General features: G+C 50.1%; 17 protein-coding genes and 1 other annotated feature. Of the genes, 10 read left to right on the top strand and 7 right to left on the bottom strand.

Annotated features, from left to right (window positions below; all coding sequences use genetic code 11):
* Position 1: 1 nt before the first annotated feature.
* On the bottom strand, positions 2–334 hold the full coding sequence (locus SK39_RS11745; protein ID WP_003840607.1) for a YceK/YidQ family lipoprotein: 333 nt from the start codon (positions 332–334) through the stop codon (positions 2–4).
* 238 nt (positions 335–572) lie between these two features.
* Positions 573–645: a sequence feature (ROSE (Repression Of Heat Shock gene Expression) occurs in the 5'-region of heat shock genes and acts as an RNA thermometer to modulate expression.), on the top strand.
* On the opposite strand from SK39_RS11745, the gene ibpA reads away from it, so the two are divergent.
* From ibpA to SK39_RS11760, 3 genes are all read left to right on the top strand, one after another.
* Positions 639–1,052, top strand: coding sequence for a small heat shock chaperone IbpA (gene ibpA / locus SK39_RS11750; protein ID WP_003023882.1), 414 nt, complete (start codon positions 639–641; stop codon positions 1,050–1,052). Its footprint overlaps the feature before it by 7 nt.
* 92 nt (positions 1,053–1,144) lie before the next feature.
* Positions 1,145–1,573 (top strand): small heat shock chaperone IbpB, encoded by a 429-nt coding sequence (gene ibpB, locus SK39_RS11755; protein ID WP_048217032.1) that lies wholly within the window; start codon positions 1,145–1,147, stop codon positions 1,571–1,573.
* Positions 1,574–1,697: 124 nt separating this feature from the next.
* Positions 1,698–3,359, top strand: a complete 1,662-nt coding sequence (locus SK39_RS11760) for a putative transporter (protein ID WP_003840611.1) — start codon at positions 1,698–1,700, stop codon at positions 3,357–3,359.
* Here the strand turns inward: SK39_RS11760 and SK39_RS11765 are convergent.
* The 3 genes from SK39_RS11765 to SK39_RS11775 are packed head-to-tail and all read right to left on the bottom strand — an operon-like array spanning position 3,356 to position 6,532.
* Positions 3,356–4,840, bottom strand: a complete 1,485-nt coding sequence (locus SK39_RS11765) for a sulfatase (protein WP_003844439.1) — start codon at positions 4,838–4,840, stop codon at positions 3,356–3,358. The two genes, SK39_RS11760 and SK39_RS11765, sit on opposite strands and share 4 nt — an antisense overlap.
* A 9-nt stretch (positions 4,841–4,849) precedes the next feature.
* Positions 4,850–5,179 carry a PTS sugar transporter subunit IIB gene (locus SK39_RS11770; RefSeq protein WP_003844441.1) on the bottom strand — a complete coding sequence of 110 codons (330 nt, stop codon included), beginning with the start codon at positions 5,177–5,179 and terminating at the stop codon, positions 4,850–4,852.
* A 27-nt stretch (positions 5,180–5,206) separates the two neighbouring features.
* Complete coding sequence (locus SK39_RS11775; protein WP_003844442.1) at positions 5,207–6,532, bottom strand: PTS sugar transporter subunit IIC; 1,326 nt, start codon at positions 6,530–6,532, stop codon at positions 5,207–5,209.
* Positions 6,533–6,992: 460 nt separating this feature from the next.
* On the opposite strand from SK39_RS11775, the gene SK39_RS11780 reads away from it, so the two are divergent.
* On the top strand, positions 6,993–8,408 hold the full coding sequence (locus SK39_RS11780) for an aryl-sulfate sulfotransferase (protein WP_003844444.1): 1,416 nt from the start codon (positions 6,993–6,995) through the stop codon (positions 8,406–8,408).
* An 88-nt stretch (positions 8,409–8,496) separates the two neighbouring features.
* Here SK39_RS11780 and SK39_RS11785 read toward each other — a convergent pair whose 3' ends face one another.
* Complete coding sequence (locus SK39_RS11785; RefSeq protein WP_048217033.1) at positions 8,497–9,360, bottom strand: AraC family transcriptional regulator; 864 nt, start codon at positions 9,358–9,360, stop codon at positions 8,497–8,499.
* A gap of 168 nt (positions 9,361–9,528) precedes the next feature.
* Between SK39_RS11785 and SK39_RS11790 the strand changes: the two genes are divergently transcribed.
* From SK39_RS11790 to SK39_RS11810, 5 genes are all read left to right on the top strand, one after another.
* Positions 9,529–11,244: a solute:sodium symporter family transporter gene (locus SK39_RS11790; protein ID WP_032937290.1), complete on the top strand. Its 1,716-nt coding sequence runs from the start codon at positions 9,529–9,531 to the stop codon at positions 11,242–11,244.
* Positions 11,241–12,734, top strand: a complete 1,494-nt coding sequence (locus SK39_RS11795; RefSeq protein WP_048217034.1) for a sulfatase-like hydrolase/transferase — start codon at positions 11,241–11,243, stop codon at positions 12,732–12,734. The genes SK39_RS11790 and SK39_RS11795 overlap by 4 nt, the downstream gene beginning before the upstream one ends.
* A 98-nt stretch (positions 12,735–12,832) precedes the next feature.
* A complete protein-coding gene (locus SK39_RS11800) occupies positions 12,833–13,180 on the top strand; it encodes a YidH family protein (RefSeq protein ID WP_003840625.1) in 348 nt (115 codons plus the stop codon).
* Positions 13,170–13,532 (top strand): DUF202 domain-containing protein, encoded by a 363-nt coding sequence (locus SK39_RS11805; RefSeq protein WP_003840628.1) that lies wholly within the window; start codon positions 13,170–13,172, stop codon positions 13,530–13,532. Before SK39_RS11800 ends, SK39_RS11805 begins: the two co-directional genes overlap by 11 nt.
* On the top strand, positions 13,529–14,641 hold the full coding sequence (locus tag SK39_RS11810) for an anaerobic sulfatase maturase (protein WP_165351549.1): 1,113 nt from the start codon (positions 13,529–13,531) through the stop codon (positions 14,639–14,641). The genes SK39_RS11805 and SK39_RS11810 overlap by 4 nt, the downstream gene beginning before the upstream one ends.
* Before the next feature lie 2 nt (positions 14,642–14,643).
* On the opposite strand, the gene dsdA is transcribed toward SK39_RS11810, so the two are convergent.
* Together dsdA and dsdX are read right to left on the bottom strand one after the other, a co-directional pair.
* Complete coding sequence (gene dsdA / locus SK39_RS11815) at positions 14,644–15,966, bottom strand: D-serine ammonia-lyase (protein WP_048217036.1); 1,323 nt, start codon at positions 15,964–15,966, stop codon at positions 14,644–14,646.
* 17 nt (positions 15,967–15,983) lie between these two features.
* Complete coding sequence (dsdX, locus tag SK39_RS11820) at positions 15,984–17,321, bottom strand: D-serine transporter DsdX (RefSeq protein WP_048217037.1); 1,338 nt, start codon at positions 17,319–17,321, stop codon at positions 15,984–15,986.
* A gap of 229 nt (positions 17,322–17,550) precedes the next feature.
* On the opposite strand from dsdX, the gene dsdC reads away from it, so the two are divergent.
* Positions 17,551–18,477 (top strand): DNA-binding transcriptional regulator DsdC, encoded by a 927-nt coding sequence (dsdC, locus tag SK39_RS11825; RefSeq protein WP_003840637.1) that lies wholly within the window; start codon positions 17,551–17,553, stop codon positions 18,475–18,477.
* Positions 18,478–18,542 lie beyond the last annotated feature (65 nt).

The raw sequence follows: 18,542 nt of genomic DNA on the forward strand, positions 1-18,542 counted from the left end.
CTTATGGCGCGGACATTTCTGCCGGGGGAATAACGGCGTTCGTGGCCTGGGTTCTCTCCTCGCTCTTTTCTACGCGGGATCTCACCGAGTTGTCTTTGCGAAAGAGATCCCACGGTAGCAATACCGTATCGAGCACCGCGGTGAAAGGCATATCCAGAATCGCCAGTGACTTGGTTCCCCAGTTCGTATCACTTTCGCTAATCATTGTGGCACTGGCTCGCGTGCCAGGATATGTCCCTTCTTTGCCACCGGTATGCGACATGATGCTGGAACAGCCGCTTACAAACGCTATCCCACTACACATCGTCAGTGTTACCAACATTTTTTTAATCATCATTTATTCATCTGTATTTATCGTGTTTGCATGGTGAGTTAAAGCGATCCGTTGCGAAAATAACATCACCATTTCGTCGCACTGTGGCGGCCATCGCGATTTAACGAGAACAACTGCTCCCCCCAGTGTATGCAATAGACAACAAACTGCAAAAAAAGTCAGATGAATACGCTTGAAAAGTTTGTATTAAGACCCATTTTTAGAGTGTAGACAAATGAAGGGCATGCCTGATGGGTGTCCTGGCTACCTGACCTGTCCATGATGGAAGGTCAATTATTCTCGCTGATTTCAGGAGCTATTAATTATGCGTAACTTTGATTTATCCCCGCTGTACCGTTCTGCTATTGGTTTTGACCGTCTGTTTAACCTGCTGGAAAACAATCAGGGCCAAAGCAATGGCGGCTACCCTCCGTACAACGTTGAGCTGGTAGACGAAAACCATTACCGCATTGCAATTGCCGTTGCCGGTTTTGCCGAAAGCGAACTGGAAATTACTGCCCAGGATAATCTGCTGGTGGTGAAAGGCGCCCATGCGGACGATCAAAAAGAACGTACTTACCTGTATCAGGGTATTGCCGAGCGCAACTTCGAGCGTAAGTTCCAGTTAGCGGAGAACATTCATGTTCGCGGCGCAAACCTGGTAAATGGTCTGCTGTATATCGATCTTGAGCGCGTGATTCCTGAAGCGAATAAGCCGCGCCGCATCGAAATCAACTAATTCTATAGGCCGCTTCAGGCGGCCTTGCTAAGTCATCGGCTTGCCGTCAGGGAGCCGAAAGGTACCTACTCGCTTCTTAGAAGGAGATTATTATGCGTAACTACGATTTATCCCCACTGCTGCGTCAATGGATCGGTTTTGACAAACTGGCCAATGCTTTGCAAAACACCGGTGAAAGCCAGAGCTTCCCGCCTTATAACATCGAAAAGAGCGATGATAACCACTACCGCATTACCCTTGCGTTAGCCGGTTTCCGCCAGGAAGATTTGGATATTCAACTGGAAGGTACGCGCCTGACCGTGAAAGGTACGCCGCAGCAGCCGGAAAAAGAGACCAAATGGTTGCACCAGGGGCTGGTCATTCAGCCGTTCAGCCTGAGCTTTACGCTGGCTGAAAATATGGAGGTCTCCGGCGCAAGCTTCACTAACGGCTTGCTGCATATCGATTTGACCCGGAATGAACCTGAAGCCATTGCTCCACAACGTATCGCTATCAGCGAACGTCCCGCATTAAATTGTTAAATAGCTCCATGCCTTTGCCCCGCCAGAAATGACGGGGCTTTTTTGTGCTTTACCACCCATACATTGCGACTGTACTCTGCGAGAATCCATTTACTTAATGATGTTATTCACAGGGAACAAGATAATGAGTGATATAGCATTGACGGTCAGCGTTCTGGCATTAGTGGCAGTTGTCGGATTATGGATCGGCAACATAAAAATACGTGGTGTTGGTTTTGGCATCGGAGGCGTGCTGTTCGGCGGTATTATTGTCGGGCATTTTGTCGATCAGGCAGGGATGACCCTGAGCGGCGACATGCTGCATTTCATTCAGGAATTTGGCCTGATCCTGTTCGTCTACACCATCGGTATCCAGGTCGGACCGGGCTTTTTTGCGTCATTGCGCGTTTCGGGCCTGCGGCTGAATCTGTTTGCCGTGCTGATTGTCATCATGGGTGGCCTGGTCACCGCGATTCTGCATAAGCTTTTTGCCATTCCTCTTCCCGTGGTACTGGGTATATTCTCCGGGGCGGTCACCAATACCCCGGCGTTGGGTGCCGGGCAGCAAATTCTGCGCGATCTGGGTACCCCTGGCGATGTGGTAGACCAGATGGGGATGAGCTATGCCATGGCTTATCCTTTCGGCATTTGCGGAATTTTACTCACCATGTGGCTGATGCGCCTTATTTTCCGCGTTAACGTCGATGCTGAAGCCCAGCAGCATGAATCCACGCTAACCAACGGGCACGCACTGATTCAGACGATGAACATCCGTGTGGAAAATCCAAACATCAACAATATGGCAATTCAGGATGTCCCGATTCTGAACAGCGACAAAATCATCTGCTCGCGTCTGAAACGTGACGAGACATTGATGGTGCCGTCGCCAGGGACAGTTATCCAGATGGGCGACCTGCTACACCTGGTCGGGCAGCCAGCCGATCTGCACAACGCGCAGGTGGTGATTGGTCAGGAGGTGGACACATCGTTGTCGACGCGCGGGACTGATTTACGCGTTGAGCGCGTGGTGGTGACCAACGAACAAGTGCTGGGTAAACGTATCCGCGATCTGCACTTTAAAGAACGTTACGACGTGGTGATCTCCCGCCTGAACCGTGCGGGGGTTGAACTGGTAGCCAGCAGCGACGCCAGCCTGCAATTCGGGGACATCCTCAATCTGGTTGGGCGCCCTTCGTCGATTGACGCCGTTGCTAATGTTGTCGGTAACGCGCAGCAAAAACTGCAGCAGGTGCAGATGCTGCCGGTATTTATCGGTATCGGACTGGGTGTTCTGCTGGGGTCAATCCCGCTGTTTATCCCGGGTTTCCCGGTGGCGTTGAAGCTGGGGCTGGCCGGTGGGCCGCTGATTATGGCTTTGATTCTTGGACGTATTGGCAGCATCGGTAAGCTGTACTGGTTTATGCCTCCCAGCGCTAACCTGGCGCTGCGAGAGTTGGGTATCGTACTGTTTCTCGCGGTGGTTGGTCTGAAGTCAGGCGGTGATTTTGTTCATACACTGACGCAGGGCGATGGTCTGAGCTGGGTGGGCTACGGTATTTTCATTACCGCGATTCCGCTCATTACCGTGGGCTTGCTGGCGCGGATATTCGCCAAAATGAACTATCTGACGCTGTGCGGCATGCTGGCCGGCTCAATGACCGATCCTCCTGCGCTGGCGTTTGCTAACAACCTGCATGCCACCAGCGGGGCGGCAGCGCTCTCCTACGCCACCGTTTATCCGCTGGTCATGTTCCTGAGGATTATCACCCCGCAACTGTTGGCGGTGATCTTCTGGGGAATGGGTTAAAGCGTTAAACCCAGTCTAATAAATTGCTCTGCTGGAGCGTCGCTCTCTTTTAGTAGACGTACCAACAGGGCAATCATCCGCTCCTCCACCTCTTTATCATCGATTGGCGTAAGCTGTTGCGGGTCGGTGTGCAAATCGAACAACAAATGGCCCGTGCGATTGATTCCTGGGTATTTCTCTCGGGACGGAATACGCAACGTTTTAACCCCTTTGGTAAAGCTAAATGGAGGGGACAGTGTTAACGACTGTAATTCCGCCACATCAAAGCGAGTATTCATCTTGATTGGCATCAGGGTGTAGTTCGCAATGTCATTCTCACGTCCGGGTAGCGCCGCGCGCATATAGACATAGCGGCCATCGGTGACATTGACATGCCCACTGAAAACGCCAAACAGGGCCGCATCACGGACTGGAGTGTCATCCGCAAGGATTTTCGCCAGTGGATGACCCTGCACATCAGCAGGGATTGGTTGGTTAAAGAACTCCAATAGTGTCGGCGCCCAGTCAATCATCTGAACCAGAGCGTTACGTTGAACACCCCGCTGACCACCACGTGGGTCCCAGATAAATAAAGGATTGTTTGCCACTTCGTTGTAGTACGGCATCTGATTTTTTGCCCACCACCCATGCTCTCCAAGTAGGAAACCATGGTCGGTACCGACAATGAGCATCGTGTCGTTCCACATGTCAAAACGGTCCATCAGGTCGAGAATACGTCCCAGATTGCGATCGCACATTGACACAAGGGCCCGATATCGGCAGCGAATATGCTCTACCGCCTCTGCGCTTTCTTCAACCTTGCCCCTGGGCCAGTCGTAATGTGGGCCATCCCAGGGATCCTGATACAAGGAGAGATACTCTTCGGTTGTATAAAAAGGTTCATGCGGATCGAAGGTTTCGACCTGCAACAACCAGTTGTCCTGTTTAGCGTTTTTTTCGAGGAATTCACATCCCGCGGTAAAGACGCAGGTTTGCGGGAAGTCTGCTTCCTGCTGTATGTAATTTCGGTTTACCCAGTCATGTCGCCATAATCCAGAAACACCTCCACCGGTCTGTTTCTGGGGCACGCGTAACACCTCAGGAATAGCGGGATCTGCAACACTGGCTTTCCAGTGATCGCCCTCCTGACCACGAATGATTTCCCAAGAGCTGTAGCGGTTATGATAGTTACCACCACCGTCTTCCCAATAATGCAGATGGTCACTGATTAGATGTGTGTAGACCCCCGCTTTTTTCAATAACTCTGGCATTGAGTCGTCAAATGGCTCCAGTGGTCCCCATTCCCGGTGCAAAAAGTTATGTCGACCTGTGTGCAATTCTCGACGGGCTGGCATACAGGGCATGCTGCCAACATAACTGTTGTTGAACGTCGTACAGTGTGCGGCCAGGCGTTGGAAGTTGGGAGCCTGGGTGATCATATCGCCATAAGGTGGCAGATAATGTTTATTCAGGCTGTCGAATAGCAGGATAATCGCTTTCATCACTGCTCCTTACCGGGCAGATAACAAGTGTGGGAAATGCGCCTCAATCACCGCGTAAATCTGCTTACCAATGGTTTCTCCGTCCATAATATTTTCGATGGGTATAAGGTATTGACCATGGCGCGGATCCAGACTGACGACATCAATCAGTTTTTTTGAAATGGCATAGATATCAGCCCATTCAGTAAATCCACCTACTTCGCCTGCTGCTGTATGTTCCATCGCAAATTCGAACTGGAAATCATATTTAGCCAACGCTTTTTTGACGACCGTCTGTAACATTACGCTACTCCCGACACCATAGCCGCAAACAAACAGAAGGTTAATTTTGTCTTTCATGACGATATCCTTTTTATGCAAAGTTAGTTAGCCCGCGTAAGGGCCCAGATTGAATACAGTGGCGATCAGTTTTAGTAATTCGCAAATGGCAGGCCATAATGTCGCCCAGTCAAATATTCCGGTCCAGCCAACCCCTTCTGCTGCCAGACCTGTTAAGGGAATTGCCCATACTGTGCCGAAGGTTTGAATTATCCCCAGCAGGAATGTACAAATGATAACGGAGCGATAACCTCCCATCCGGTTGGCTAAAACACCAATAGGACCGCCAGAGAAGAAAAGGGGCACAAAACCAGGTAATACCATAATAGGGCTTTTGGTAATCAGCAGGATGCCCATCGAAAATATGGTGCCGAAGGTGCAGAAGATGAATCCAAGCGTGGCTGCATTTGGTGAAAAAGGTAATAAAGCGGCAACATCTACTGCCGGAATTGCATCGGGAATTAAACGATCTTGCCAGCCTTTAAAGGAGGCATTTATTTCCCCAACCATCATTCTTACACCCTGCAGGAGAATGACCATATACATGGAAAACTGCAGTCCGAGGTTGATAATATAGATATACCAGGGTTTACCTTTTGCCATCAATTGAACATTTTCAATACCGGTCGACAGCAGAAATCCGCCGACGAACAGCGTCATCACAATGGCAATAGCGGTTACATTATGGTTAAAAATAGCCAGCCAGCCGGGCAGCTTCATGTTTTCTGCATCCTGTTTTTCGGCATCGCCAAACAGGTGGGCAAATTTTGAAAAAAACCAGATCCCGAGCATCTGATTATGGGCGATAGTAAAACCGGCATTATTGGTGATTTTCGCAACGGGTTTAGCGATTAACGTTGTGGCAAAGGCCCAGAAAATACCCGTTAAAACACCAGCAATGATGATTGACTGTACCCAACCAAAACCTAACCAGAATACGATCAACCAGAGTACGGCCTGCGAGTGGGAAACTCCGGTGTTACCGGTTAAGAAGATCCCTTTTACACGTGTATAGCGGCCAAATAATACCAGCAAAAGGTTTGTGAAAAAGGCCAACACGAAAACGTAGCCCACATAACCAAAGTTATCCCCGAGAGCAATTTGGGTGGCGGCTTTCATGGCATACGAATCCATTAAATAACCATGAATACCGTAAGATTTACTGACTGCATCAGCGACAGGCTTAAAGGTGGCTGAAAATTGGAAGCCGCCAAATAACACCATCATCAACCCAACCATCGCGCTGACCATACCAGTAATAATTTTAATTAGCGGTTTTTTATCAAGGGCATACCCCAAACCGACTAACAATCCTATTAGAATGGCGGGTTCTGTTAGAAAAGATTGTATTACATCGATAAATTCAGAAAACATAGTTCAGTCAACCTCCATGATATTCGCTTCCAGATCAAAGTTGGTGATACTCATTCAGTAACGGACGACTATTTGTTTCTGTGACATATTTTTATGAATCTAAAATCACTCTAATAATCAAAATTGCTCATTAAAAGATTGTTTGTGATTTTTTGTGATTTAATTTGCAAAAATACCATGATCATAACCATCATTTATTTAATTGTTTTAAATATATTTAATTTGTATTTATGTTTTACTTTTAAATAAAACTTGCGTAGTTATGTATTTTATTTATATTTCATAATTGAATATTTATGCTTTAATTATTTGTGGTATTTATTTTTATTGAATTAATAGTGTGGTTTTATATTGGTTGTTTCATTTTGTGCACTTATCCACATAAAAAAACCAACATGAGATGTAGGTTTGTTTTTGCGAAAGTCATTACATTCTGTTTTTTTATAAAAAGGAATAGAAAATGAGAGCAACGTATACAGTGAAAATAAATCCTTACAATCAAAACAAACTTTGTGCATTAATTTCATTGGAAAATATAGAAGCGGTAAGGTTTGATTATACTGTTCATGGTAAAACATCAAATACAGACTTCTATTACAGTACTGACGAATATACTTCTCACACACAGGTCATCGTTGTTGGCTTGTATGCTGACTATTTGAATACTGTCGAGATCAATACTTACACGGCGGACAATGAAACCACCACCTTCACGGTAACAATTTCAACAGAGGGTCAGGACTACGGTGATGTGCCTCTGGCGCTGACAATCAATATTGACGACAGCGAGATGGCGGAAAGCACCTTGGGACAGGGCTGGTTTGTCACCAGTGCCTGGAATGGTTATGACATTAATGGCGATCTGCGCATTACCGGTCTCTTCCCCTGGATGTACGGTAACCTGAAGATTATAGACAATGCGTTGTGGTCAGCGTTGGCCAGTGAAACGTATGATCCTGATAAGCATGCATTTGCCCCCACTTTGTATCGTTTTAACCTGGCGGGTAACGTCTCGCAAACCTATACCGCACCTACTGGCTATGGTTTTCATCACGACATCACTACGGATGAGAAAGGTAATCTTTGGTTGTTGGGTTCGTTGCTGGATAACTGGAATGATGAGCAAAAACTGGAGTGTGTAATTTATAAATATGACATCGCCAGTGGGGGGTTACTCTGGCAGCGCGATTACTCTCAGGAGTTTTTGGGAGCCACGGTACTGGATAATACTGATACCAACGATGTACATTTCAATAGCCTCGAATATGTAAAAGAAACCAATCAGTTAATCGTCAACTCACGTTCAAGCTGCACTATTATTGGCCTGAACATTGACTCAGGCGATCCTGAGTGGATTATTGATAATCCGGATTTTCCGGTGTTGAATAGCCCACTCAATTTGAGTGTGGTGAATATCGACGATTTTAACTATCCCAACGGAGAGCATGCGGTTTTTATTACTCAAAACAGCAAGTATCAAGCCTGGCGGGGTGAAAATAAGTTTGTCCTTTCTCTCTTTAACAATAATTCCTGTGCGGATGAGAGTGGGAATGAGTTGGTTCGCATCATTGAATCTGATCCCGTCTCTTATACTTCAGCCGCGCTTGATTCCCTACCTACCATTCTTGCTGTCGATTTAACCGCTGCAACGGTAGAGCAATTGGATCAGTTTAGTTTTCCAGGGCAACGTAGTGAGCTTACATCGTCGGTCTTTGATGTAGGTAATGACTATTACAATGTCTATTTTGGCGCAGAACAATCCTTCTTTGTCTTTGATACAAATAACAATATTGGCCTCTCTATTTACAATATTGATACGGGATTAGGCTATCGCGGCCGCATCTTTTCGTATGAGGAATTACGCTCACTGATCTAACGATTTCATCTTTTACTACATTATTCTGCACCTTTCAGGTGGATGTACCAAAAAAGGTTGTCCACCTTACATCTATGGGGTTGCCATTTCACTTTGCATGTTTCAGCACAGCCGACGGCGCATAGCCAAATTTGTGTTTAAAAGCTTTGCTGAAATGAAACGAGTCAAAAAAGTTAAGCATATCTGCCACCTGTCCGACCGTATTTCCCTCCTGTTTTAGCAGTGACAGCGCCAGTTCCAGCCGGGCATCGAGATAGTATTCTTTTGGCGTTTTTCCGGTATAACGTAAAAACAGACGGCGTAGCCAGGCTTCGCTACAGGGAATGGTGGCTGCCATATCCGCTACGCTCCAGCGTTTTTGCAGGCTGGCATGCAGAGTGGCAATCAGTTTTTCAATTTGCATCCGTTGTGGGTCTTTTTTACCTTCAGCGTAAATAAGACAAATCCATTGATAAATTATTTTTGTGAGAAAGGCGACGGCCAAATTATTTATCATTGAGTCTGAGGAAGTAATTAATCGTGAAACTTCAGCCAGCTCCTGATTATAAATATCACCATTATAAATAATGCTTTGTTGGCGTAGCGGAATATCCATTACGCTGGTTGGCGTGAACTCCATCCAGTATTGTTCCCATACCAACCCTTCGCAATGATAAGACTGTATATCGGTTGGTTTTAAAAAGATTATACAGTTTCCGGTGAGAGTAATGTGTTCGCCACCTTTTAGCAGGATTTTTCCACAACCCTGGACGGTATAGACAGCAACCCATGAATTAGCTATCAGTGGCTTTTTCTTATCGCGCGGCCAAATAACCCGGTAATGTTCGTCGGCATAGGTATGCCACAGCGAGATCAATGAAATTCCGCTTGAGATCACATTTTCGTTAATCAACAGGGGAATATTGTACGTAGTTTCGTTTTTTACATGCGAACTTTGCATCTTTCCATTCATTTTAATTTCCCGCCGGAGAATTATGCCCACAACCTGAACTTAACAGAAAAAATCCGTTCAGGGATATGACGTTTTTATTTTAAGAAATCTGACTGCCTGACCCGGTGCGCAATACCTCCTGTTACACCCTACAGCTACCGGGACATAATGAAAAAAAAGGGCTATGAGATGAATACGCTACAAATTTTAAGCTTTGTGGGCTTTACGCTGCTGGTGGCGGTAATCACCTGGTGGAAGTTACGCAAAGCGGATACCGGTTCGCAGCAGGGATATTTTCTGGCGGGACGTTCGTTAAAAGCGCCGGTGATTGCCGCATCGCTGATGCTAACCAATCTCTCCACGGAACAACTGGTAGGACTTACCGGCCAGGCTTACCGCAGCGGAATGTCGGTAATGGCCTGGGAAGTGATTTCAGCGATCCCACTTATTTTTCTGGCGCTGATTTTTTTACCGCGTTATCTGCAACGCGGCATCGCTACCATCCCGGATTTTATTGAAGAGCGCTATGACAAAACCACCCGCATCATCATCGACTGCTGTTTTTTGATCGCCACAGGGATTTGTTTCCTGCCGATCATTTTGTACTCCGGCGCACTCGCCTTTAACAGTATGTTTCATGTCACTGAAACTTTTGGTATTTCCCAGCATACGGCAATTTGGCTGATGGCGGTGGTTCTGGGGATAAGTGGCATTTTGTACGCCGTGGTCGGCGGAATGCGGGCGATTGCCATTGCGGATGTCATCAACGGTATTGGTTTGGTGATTGGCGGTCTGATGGTACCGCTGTTCGGTTTAATGGCAATGGGTAAAGGCAGTCTGAGCGAAGGCATTACGCGTTTAACCCAGGATCACAGCCAGATGCTGAACTCGATTGGCGGAAGTCACGACCCGGTACCTATCGGCGCGGCGCTGACCGGGCTTATTCTGGTGAATACTTTCTACTGGTGTACCAATCAGGGGATTGTTCAACGTACTTTGGCGTCAAAAAGTCTGTCGGAAGGACAAAAAGGAGCATTATTAACGGCAGTGCTGAAGATGCTGGATCCGTTGATTCTGGTATTGCCGGGCGTTATCGCCTTTCACCTTTTCCAGGATCTGCCAAAAGCAGATATGGCTTACCCAGCGCTGGTAAACAAAGTGATGCCGTTGCCGCTGATCGGTTTTTTCAGCGCGGTGCTGTTCGGTGCGATCATCAGCGCATTTTGCGGTTTCCTCAACAGCGCTTCGACGCTGTTCAGTCTCGGCATTTATCGTCGGTTGATTAACGAGCAGGCCAGTCCCGACAAGTTGGTCAGCATTGGCCGCCGCTTTGGGTTTATCGTCGCGGTGATCTCTGTGCTGGTCGCGCCGTGGATTGCTTATGCGCCGCAGGGGCTTTACAGCTGGATGAAGCAGCTCAACGGGATCTACAACGTTCCGCTGGTAACCATCGTGATCATGGGATTTTTCTTTCCGCGCATCCCCGCGCTGGCTGCGAAGGTGGCGATGGGGCTGGGTATCGTCAGCTATATCACCATCAACTATCTGGTGAAATTCGACTTTCACTTCCTCTACGTACTGGCCTGCACTTTCTGCATCAATGTGGCGGTCATGCTGGTTATCGGTGCCATCAAGCCGCGTGCCACGCCGTTTAAATTCCATGACGCCTTCGCGGTAGACATGAAACCGTGGAAAAACGTGAAAATCGCCTCTGTTGGCGTCCTGTTTGCGATGATTGGCGTTTATTCCGGTCTGGCGCAGTTTGGTGGCTACAACTCTCGCTGGCTGACGATCCTCAGCTACGCCATTACGGTGGCAGTCGCAATTTATTTGATTTACAGCAGTTGGCAGACGCGGCGTAACGCGACTGCACAATGTGTCCATGACGCTAAGGATGAAGCATGACCCGGCCCAATTTTCTGTTCATTATGACCGATACCCAGGCGACCAATATGGTTGGCTGCTACAGCGGTAAGCCGCTGAACACCAATAATATTGATAGTCTGGCAGCGGAAGGTATTCGCTTTAACTCGGCCTATACCTGTTCACCGGTGTGTACGCCGGCCCGCGCGGGGCTGTTTACCGGGATTTATGCCAACCAGTCCGGGCCGTGGACCAATAATGTCGCGCCGGGGAAAAATATCTCCACCATGGGGCGCTATTTTAAAGATGCGGGCTATCACACGTGCTACATCGGCAAGTGGCATCTCGACGGACATGACTACTTTGGGACCGGCGAATGTCCGCCCGAGTGGGATGTTGATTACTGGTATGACGGAGCCAATTACCTCGCGGAACTGACTGACGCAGAGATCAGTTTGTGGCGTAACGGGCTCAATAGCGTGGAGGATCTGTTAGCCAACAATATCGATGAAACCTTTACCTGGGCGCACCGCATCAGTAACCGGGCGGTCGATTTCCTCCATCAGCCTGCGCGTGCCGAGGAACCGTTCCTGATGGTTGTTTCCTATGATGAGCCGCACCATCCGTTTACCTGTCCGGTCGAGTATTTGCAGAAATATCAGGATTTTTATTACGATCTCGGTGCGAAAGCCCACGATGCTTTGCATGATAAGCCCGAGCACCATCGTCTATGGTCGCAAGCCATGCCATCCCCGGTTGGCGATGACGGGCGCTATCACCATCCGCTCTATTTTGCCTGCAACGACTTTGTTGATGATCAGATAGGTAGGGTGATCAATGCCTTAACGCCGCAACAGCGAGAGAATACCTGGGTCATTTATACCTCCGATCATGGTGAGATGATGGGGGCGCATAAGCTCATCAGTAAAGGGGCCGCGATGTATGACGATATCACACGAATTCCACTGATTATGCGCCCGCCGCAGGGAGAGTCTATGCAGGTAGACACGCCGGTCAGCCATATCGATCTGCTGCCGACGATGATGGCGCTGGCGGGTATTGAGAAGCCGCAAATCCTGCCGGGTGAAAACATTCTTGCCGTTGAAAAGCCGCGCGGTGTGATGGTGGAGTTCAACCGTTATGAGATTGAACATGACAGTTTTGGCGGATTTATTCCGGTACGCTGCTGGGTGACGGACGACTGGAAACTGGTATTAAATCTGTTTACCAGCGATGAGCTTTACGACAGGCGTAACGATCCTGATGAGCTACACAATCTGATTGATTCGCCACAATTGGCCGACGTTCGTTGCCAGATGCACGACGCGCTGCTGGACTACATGGATAAAATCCGCGATCCGTTCCGCACTTATCAATGGAGTTTGCGTCCGTGGCGACCTGATGCCGCACCGCGCTGGATGGGCGCTTTTCGCCCGCGCCCTGAAGACGGCTATTCTCCGGTAGTACGCGATTACGACACCGGTTTACCGACCCGGGGCGTAAAAGTGGAAGAGAAAAAGCAGAAGTTCTGACTACAATGCCAGTTGGCGCAAATATCCTTATTTGCACTTACTTGTAGGCCGGATAAGGCGCGAGCCACCATCCGGCAATGACAACCAGAGGAGTTTGGATGAAGATTTCCCGCCTTGGTGAAGCGCCGGATTACCGCTTCTCGTTGGCAAATGAACGTACTTTTCTGGCGTGGATCCGCACCTCGCTGGGGTTTCTGGCGGCGGGTGTGGGTCTTGACCAACTGGCCCCGGATTTTGCCACGCCGGTAATTCGTGAACTGCTGGCGCTGTTGTTGTGCCTGTTTGCCGGTGGCCTGGCGATTTATGGTTACCTGCGCTGGCTGCGCAATGAAAAGGCAATGCGTCTGAAAGAGGACTTGCCGTACACCCATAGCCTGTTAATCATCAGCCTGATTTTGATGATCGTCGCGGTGATTGTCATGGGACTGGTACTGTATGCCGGATAGCCGTAAATCGCGACGGATCGCCGATCCAGGGTTACAACCGGAACGTACCTCGCTGGCCTGGTTTCGCACGTTGTTGGGCTATGGCGCGTTAATGGCGCTGGCGCTAAAGCACAACTGGCATCAGACGGGGTTCCTGTTTTGGGTTTCAATTGTAGTGCTGGCGCTGGTGGCAATCGTTCTCTGGCGTTATACCCGTAGCCGCAACCTGATGGATGTCAGTCATAGCGATTTTTCTGAATCTCATGCGGTGCGTGACAAATTTATGATCTCCCTCGCGGTGTTATCCCTCGCAATACTGTTTGCTGTAGCGCATGTCCGCCAACTTATGGCATTTATCGGGAATTTAGCATGACAGGATGTCAGGTCATGGCCAAGCCGGCCAGCTCTCGTTGTAACCTCGATTGTCGCTACTGTTTTTACATTGAGAAACCCACTCAACCCACAATGGATGACGCTACCTTAGAGACGTTTATTCGTCAGCATATCGCCGCGCAGCCGGGGTCCGAAGTGATGTTCGCCTGGCAGGGCGGCGAGCCGACTCTTTGCGGGATCGACTTTTTTCACCGCGTAGTGGCGTTGCAAAAACAGTACGGGGAAGGGAAACAAATCCATAACGCTTTCCAGACCAACGGAATTTTGCTCAATGACGAATGGTGTCAGTTTTTACGCGATAACGGCTGGCTGGTTGGGATTTCCCTGGATGGCCCGGCCGAGTTGCATGATGCTTATCGCGTTAACCGCAGCGGAAAACCGACGCACCATAAGGTGGTGGAGGCCATTGCCAGACTTCGTCAGTATCAGGTGGAGTTCAATCTGTTGGTGGTGATTAACCGCCTGAACAGCCAGCAGCCCGGACAAATGTATCGTTACCTTCGCCAGTGCGGCACGCCGTTTTTGCAGTTCATTCCGCTGGTTGAATATGATGAAAAAGGCGAGCTTACCGCCGACTCGGTCCCGCCGCAGGCATGGGGAACCTTTCTGAATTCCGTCTTTGATATCTGGGTCAGAGAAGATATTGGCCGTGTATTCGTCCAGTTATTCGATTCAACCCTCGGGGTATGGTGCGGGCATCCGGCGCAGATGTGTTCGCTAAGCTCTACCTGTGGGCATGCTTTTGCCCTGGAAGCGAATGGCGATTTGTATCAGTGCGATCACTATGTTTACCCTGATTATCGCTTGGGTAATATTCATCACACATCGCTGGGTGAGCTCAATGCCAGCCCTCGGGCAGGGGAATTTGGTCAGTCCAAGAGAACCACGCTGAGCGCGGAATGTCAGGCGTGTTCACTGCTGCGTTTTTGCCACGGCGACTGTCCTAAGCACCGTGGCAGAAATGGAAAGAGTGCGATTTGCGGTGGATACAGCGCTTTCTTCAACCATACCGCACCGCATATGCGCGTGATGCGTGACCTGCTTAAGCAGCATCGCTCACCCGCGGAGCTGATGGCGATGCTGCGCTGAGATTAGCGCCCTTTCGCCAGGTATTGCGCCATCTCGGTTTCCGGCACCATGCCGCCGCCGGTTGCCCACACCAGATGGGTGGCGTTATTGAGCTGATCCGCGTTGAAGCCATGCATCTGCTGGTAATCCGTGGAGGCGCAAACGTGCTGAGGGCCAGCCATGCCTGCCAGCGCCGACGGCTCAAGACGAATGCCTTCTTCCTGTGCCAGCCAGCCCAGCATATCGTACATTGTCTGATCGTCCAGGGTGTACAGACCGTCGAGCAGACGCTCCATCGCCCGGCCAACAAAGCCCGATGCGCGACCCACCGCCAGCCCATCCGCCGCCGTCAGGTTATCGATGCCGATATCCTGTACGGAAATGGTATCGTGCAGCCCGGTGTAAATCCCCAGCAGCATGCACGGTGAATGAGTCGGTTCAGCGAAGAAGCAGTGCACGTTATCGCCGAATGCCAGCTTCAGGCCAAATGCCACGCCGCCAGGGCCGCCACCGACGCCGCAAGGCAGGTAAACAAACAGTGGATGGTCTGAATCCACCGTGCGTCCCTGCTGGGCAAACTGCGCTTTCAGACGCTGACCGGCGACCGCATAGCCTAAAAATAGCGTGCGGGAATTTTCATCATCGATAAAGAAGCAGTTCGGATCGGACTGCGCCGCCTTACGACCTTGTTCAACCGCCACGCCGTAATCTTCTTCGTACTCCACCACCGTCACGCCGTGGCTGCGTAGCTTGGCTTTTTTCCACGCGCGGGCGTCGGCAGACATATGCACCGTGACGTTAAAGCCGATGCGGGCACTCATGATACCAATCGACATCCCCAGGTTGCCGGTGGAGCCAACCGCGATGCTGTACTGGCTGAAGAACTGTTTAAACTCCGGCGAAAGCAGCACGCGGTAATCGTCTTTGGTGGTCAGCAGACCGGCTTCCAGCGCCAGTTTTTCCGCATGGGTCAGTACTTCATAAATGCCACCGCGGGCTTTAATCGAGCCTGAAATCGGCAAGTGACTGTCTTTCTTCAGCAGGAGTTCGCCGTTAATGTGCTGCCCGAACTCTTTTTCCAACCGTTTTTGCATGGCAGGGATTGCGGCCAGCTCAGATTCGATAATGCCCCCAGTGGCGGCAGTTTCCGGGAAGGCCTGCGCCAGATACGGTGCGAAGCGCGTCAGACGCGCGTGGGCGTCCTCAACGTCGTGTGCTGTCAGGCCAACATACGGTAAACCTTCCGCAAGAGAGGTGGTGCCAGGGTTAAACCAGGTTGTCTCTTTCAGAGCCACCAGATCTTCCACTAAAGGATGCTGGGCGATAAGTGTTTGAATGTTTTCCATAGTCAGTCTCTTCGCGCTTAGATAATAAAGGAAAGCAGGAATGTGCAAGCCAGTGCAATAACGGACGCGATAAATGTCGCGGTCGTATAGTATTTGAACGTTTCATTCAGGGTGGCGCCGCAATACTGCTTCACCAGCCAGAACAGGGAATCGGTGACGATCGTGCAGCCAATAGCGCCGGAACCGATGGCAATGGCGATAATTTCCGGGCTAACGTTGGGGTACAGCGGTAGCATCGGGGCAACGATTGCCGTCGCGCCCATCATAGCCACCGTGGCAGAGCCTACCGCCGCATGCAGAATCAGAGCGACCAGCCACGCCAGCAGAATCGGGTGCATATGCATGTTTGAGAGGATCAGCGCCAGAGTATCCGCCAGCCCGCTGCTCTTGAGAATAGCGTTGAATGCGCCGCCTGCGCCGATAATCAGCAAAATGTTAGCAATCGAGCCAAAACCGTTTTCGGTGTGGGTCAGCAGCGCACTCATACCGATGTGCTGACGCAGGCCGAGAATGTAATAGGCTACGAAAACGGCGATAAACATCGCGGTGATCGGGTTACCAATAAACTCCAACAGCGTATACAGCGTACTGCCTTTCGCCATGTTCAGCTCAGCGACGGTTTTGACCAGCATCAGGCCAATCGGCAGCAGTACGGTAAACAGCGTCGCGCCCAGCGATGGCAGCGTGCTTTCATCACGCACTTTCAGGTCGGAAAACTCAGCCGGTACTGGTTTAAATGGCAGACGGTTACCGAGGAATTTCAGGTACAGCGGCCCACCGACAAGCGAGGCCATTAAACCCACCAGTAAGCCGTAGACAATCACGGTGCCAATGTCCGCGCCCAGCTTATTCGCCACGAACAGGGCGGCCGGATGCGGAGGTACGACGCAGTGTACCGCCATCAGCGCCGTACACAGCGGAATCGCCAGCTTCAGTAATGAGGTATTGGTTTTTTTAGCAATCGAAAAGGCCAGTGGAATCAACAGCACCACGCCGACCTCAACGAACAGCGTGATCCCGCAAATCAGCCCGACCAGCACCATAATGACATCCGCTGAAAGCCAGCGGCAGCGCTGCAGCGTCAGACCGATGCGTTCGGCCGCGCCGGACACTTCCATCATTTTGCCCAGAATGGTCCCAAGGCCGATAACCGCCGCGAGGAAGCCCAGCGTACCGCCGATGCCGCTCTCAATGGCATTGACCATATCCAGCGGCCCCATCCCCATCATCGTACCCACGAAGAAACTGGCTAACAGCAGCGCCAGAAACGGGTGGAATTTGAACTTCACGATGGTCAAAACGATTAACACGATGCTTATCAGCAGCGTGCTCACAACCCAGATTTGAGAGTGCATAGCTCACCTTGCCCTGTGATTAATATAAGGTTATTGGACAAAAATAAGGCACCGTCTGACAAACGATATAAATCTCCTTTCACATGAGCCAGATTGCATCAAGTGAGTGATTTACGTCTAATTACGCTATGTTTATGCGATATGGTTCACCTTGATTCATCTTTATGCTGATTTTTGCAGCGAAGTTTTTTACACTCCGGCGAATGAATCAGGAGGACAGGAGGTGAGTTTGGATCCCCTACGCGAGGTCAGAAACCGGCTGCTCAATGGCTGGCAGCTGTCAAAGCTGTATACTTTTGAAGTGGCGGCCCGGCATCAGTCGTTTGCGCTGGCGGCAGATGAGCTGTCGTTAAGCCCCAGCGCCGTCAGCCATCGCATTAATCAACTGGAAGATGAACTGGGCATTCAGCTGTTTGTCCGTTCGCACCGTAAAGTGGAACTTACCCACGAGGGTAAGCGGGTGTTCTGGGCGCTGAAATCGTCGCTGGATACGCTGAATCAGGAAATCCTCGATATTAAAAATCAGGAGTTGTCCGGGACGCTCACCGTCTACTCTCGACCTTCTATCGCCCAGTGCTGGCTGGTTCCGGCGCTCGGTGACTTTACCCGTCGCTACCCGTCAATTTCACTGACCATCCTGACCGGCAACGACAACGTCAATCTGCAGCGTGCCGGGGTCGATCTGGCTATCTATTTTGATGATGCGCCCTCCGCGCAGCTTACGCACCACTTCCTGATGGATGAAGAGATCCTGCCGGTATGCAGCCCGGACTACGCTCGCCGCCATGACCTTACCGGTTCGTTAGTGAATTTGCCGCACTGCACCTTGCTGCACGACAGACAGGCATGGAGTAACGACTCAGGAACCGATGAATGGCACAGCTGGGCGCAGCATTTTACGGCGAATTTGCCGACATCATCGGGGATTGGTTTCGATCGTTCTGATTTAGCGGTAATTGCCGCCATGAACCATATCGGCGTGGCGATGGGCCGAAAGCGGCTGGTGCAAAAACGTCTCGACAGCGGAGAACTGGTCGCGCCTTTTGGCGATATGGCGCTGAAATGCCATCAGCATTACTACATCACCACGCTGCCCGGCAGGCAGTGGCCGAAAATCGAGGCGTTTATTAGCTGGCTTCAGGAACAGGTAAAATAAGCGGACCGCGAATATTTTTTACGCTTTCTCTCTACACGGAAAGTGAAAAAGCGTGCTAAATACGT

This window comes from Citrobacter sp. BIDMC107 (assembly GCF_001037575.1).
Classification (GTDB): domain Bacteria; phylum Pseudomonadota; class Gammaproteobacteria; order Enterobacterales; family Enterobacteriaceae; genus Citrobacter; species Citrobacter freundii.

Bases quoted from the DNA above. Each gene is read 5' to 3' on its own strand.
- SK39_RS11745 (WP_003840607.1), bottom strand. From the start codon at position 334: ATGATTAAAAAAATGTTGGTAACACTGACGATGTGTAGTGGGATAGCG.
- ibpA (WP_003023882.1), top strand. From the start codon at position 639: ATGCGTAACTTTGATTTATCCCCGCTGTACCGTTCTGCTATTGGTTTT.
- ibpB (WP_048217032.1), top strand. From the start codon at position 1,145: ATGCGTAACTACGATTTATCCCCACTGCTGCGTCAATGGATCGGTTTT.
- SK39_RS11760 (WP_003840611.1), top strand. From the start codon at position 1,698: ATGAGTGATATAGCATTGACGGTCAGCGTTCTGGCATTAGTGGCAGTT.
- SK39_RS11765 (WP_003844439.1), bottom strand. From the start codon at position 4,840: ATGAAAGCGATTATCCTGCTATTCGACAGCCTGAATAAACATTATCTG.
- SK39_RS11770 (WP_003844441.1), bottom strand. From the start codon at position 5,179: ATGAAAGACAAAATTAACCTTCTGTTTGTTTGCGGCTATGGTGTCGGG.
- SK39_RS11775 (WP_003844442.1), bottom strand. From the start codon at position 6,532: ATGTTTTCTGAATTTATCGATGTAATACAATCTTTTCTAACAGAACCC.
- SK39_RS11780 (WP_003844444.1), top strand. From the start codon at position 6,993: ATGAGAGCAACGTATACAGTGAAAATAAATCCTTACAATCAAAACAAA.
- SK39_RS11785 (WP_048217033.1), bottom strand. From the start codon at position 9,360: ATGAATGGAAAGATGCAAAGTTCGCATGTAAAAAACGAAACTACGTAC.
- SK39_RS11790 (WP_032937290.1), top strand. From the start codon at position 9,529: ATGAATACGCTACAAATTTTAAGCTTTGTGGGCTTTACGCTGCTGGTG.
- SK39_RS11795 (WP_048217034.1), top strand. From the start codon at position 11,241: ATGACCCGGCCCAATTTTCTGTTCATTATGACCGATACCCAGGCGACC.
- SK39_RS11800 (WP_003840625.1), top strand. From the start codon at position 12,833: ATGAAGATTTCCCGCCTTGGTGAAGCGCCGGATTACCGCTTCTCGTTG.
- SK39_RS11805 (WP_003840628.1), top strand. From the start codon at position 13,170: ATGCCGGATAGCCGTAAATCGCGACGGATCGCCGATCCAGGGTTACAA.
- SK39_RS11810 (WP_165351549.1), top strand. From the start codon at position 13,529: ATGACAGGATGTCAGGTCATGGCCAAGCCGGCCAGCTCTCGTTGTAAC.
- dsdA (WP_048217036.1), bottom strand. From the start codon at position 15,966: ATGGAAAACATTCAAACACTTATCGCCCAGCATCCTTTAGTGGAAGAT.
- dsdX (WP_048217037.1), bottom strand. From the start codon at position 17,321: ATGCACTCTCAAATCTGGGTTGTGAGCACGCTGCTGATAAGCATCGTG.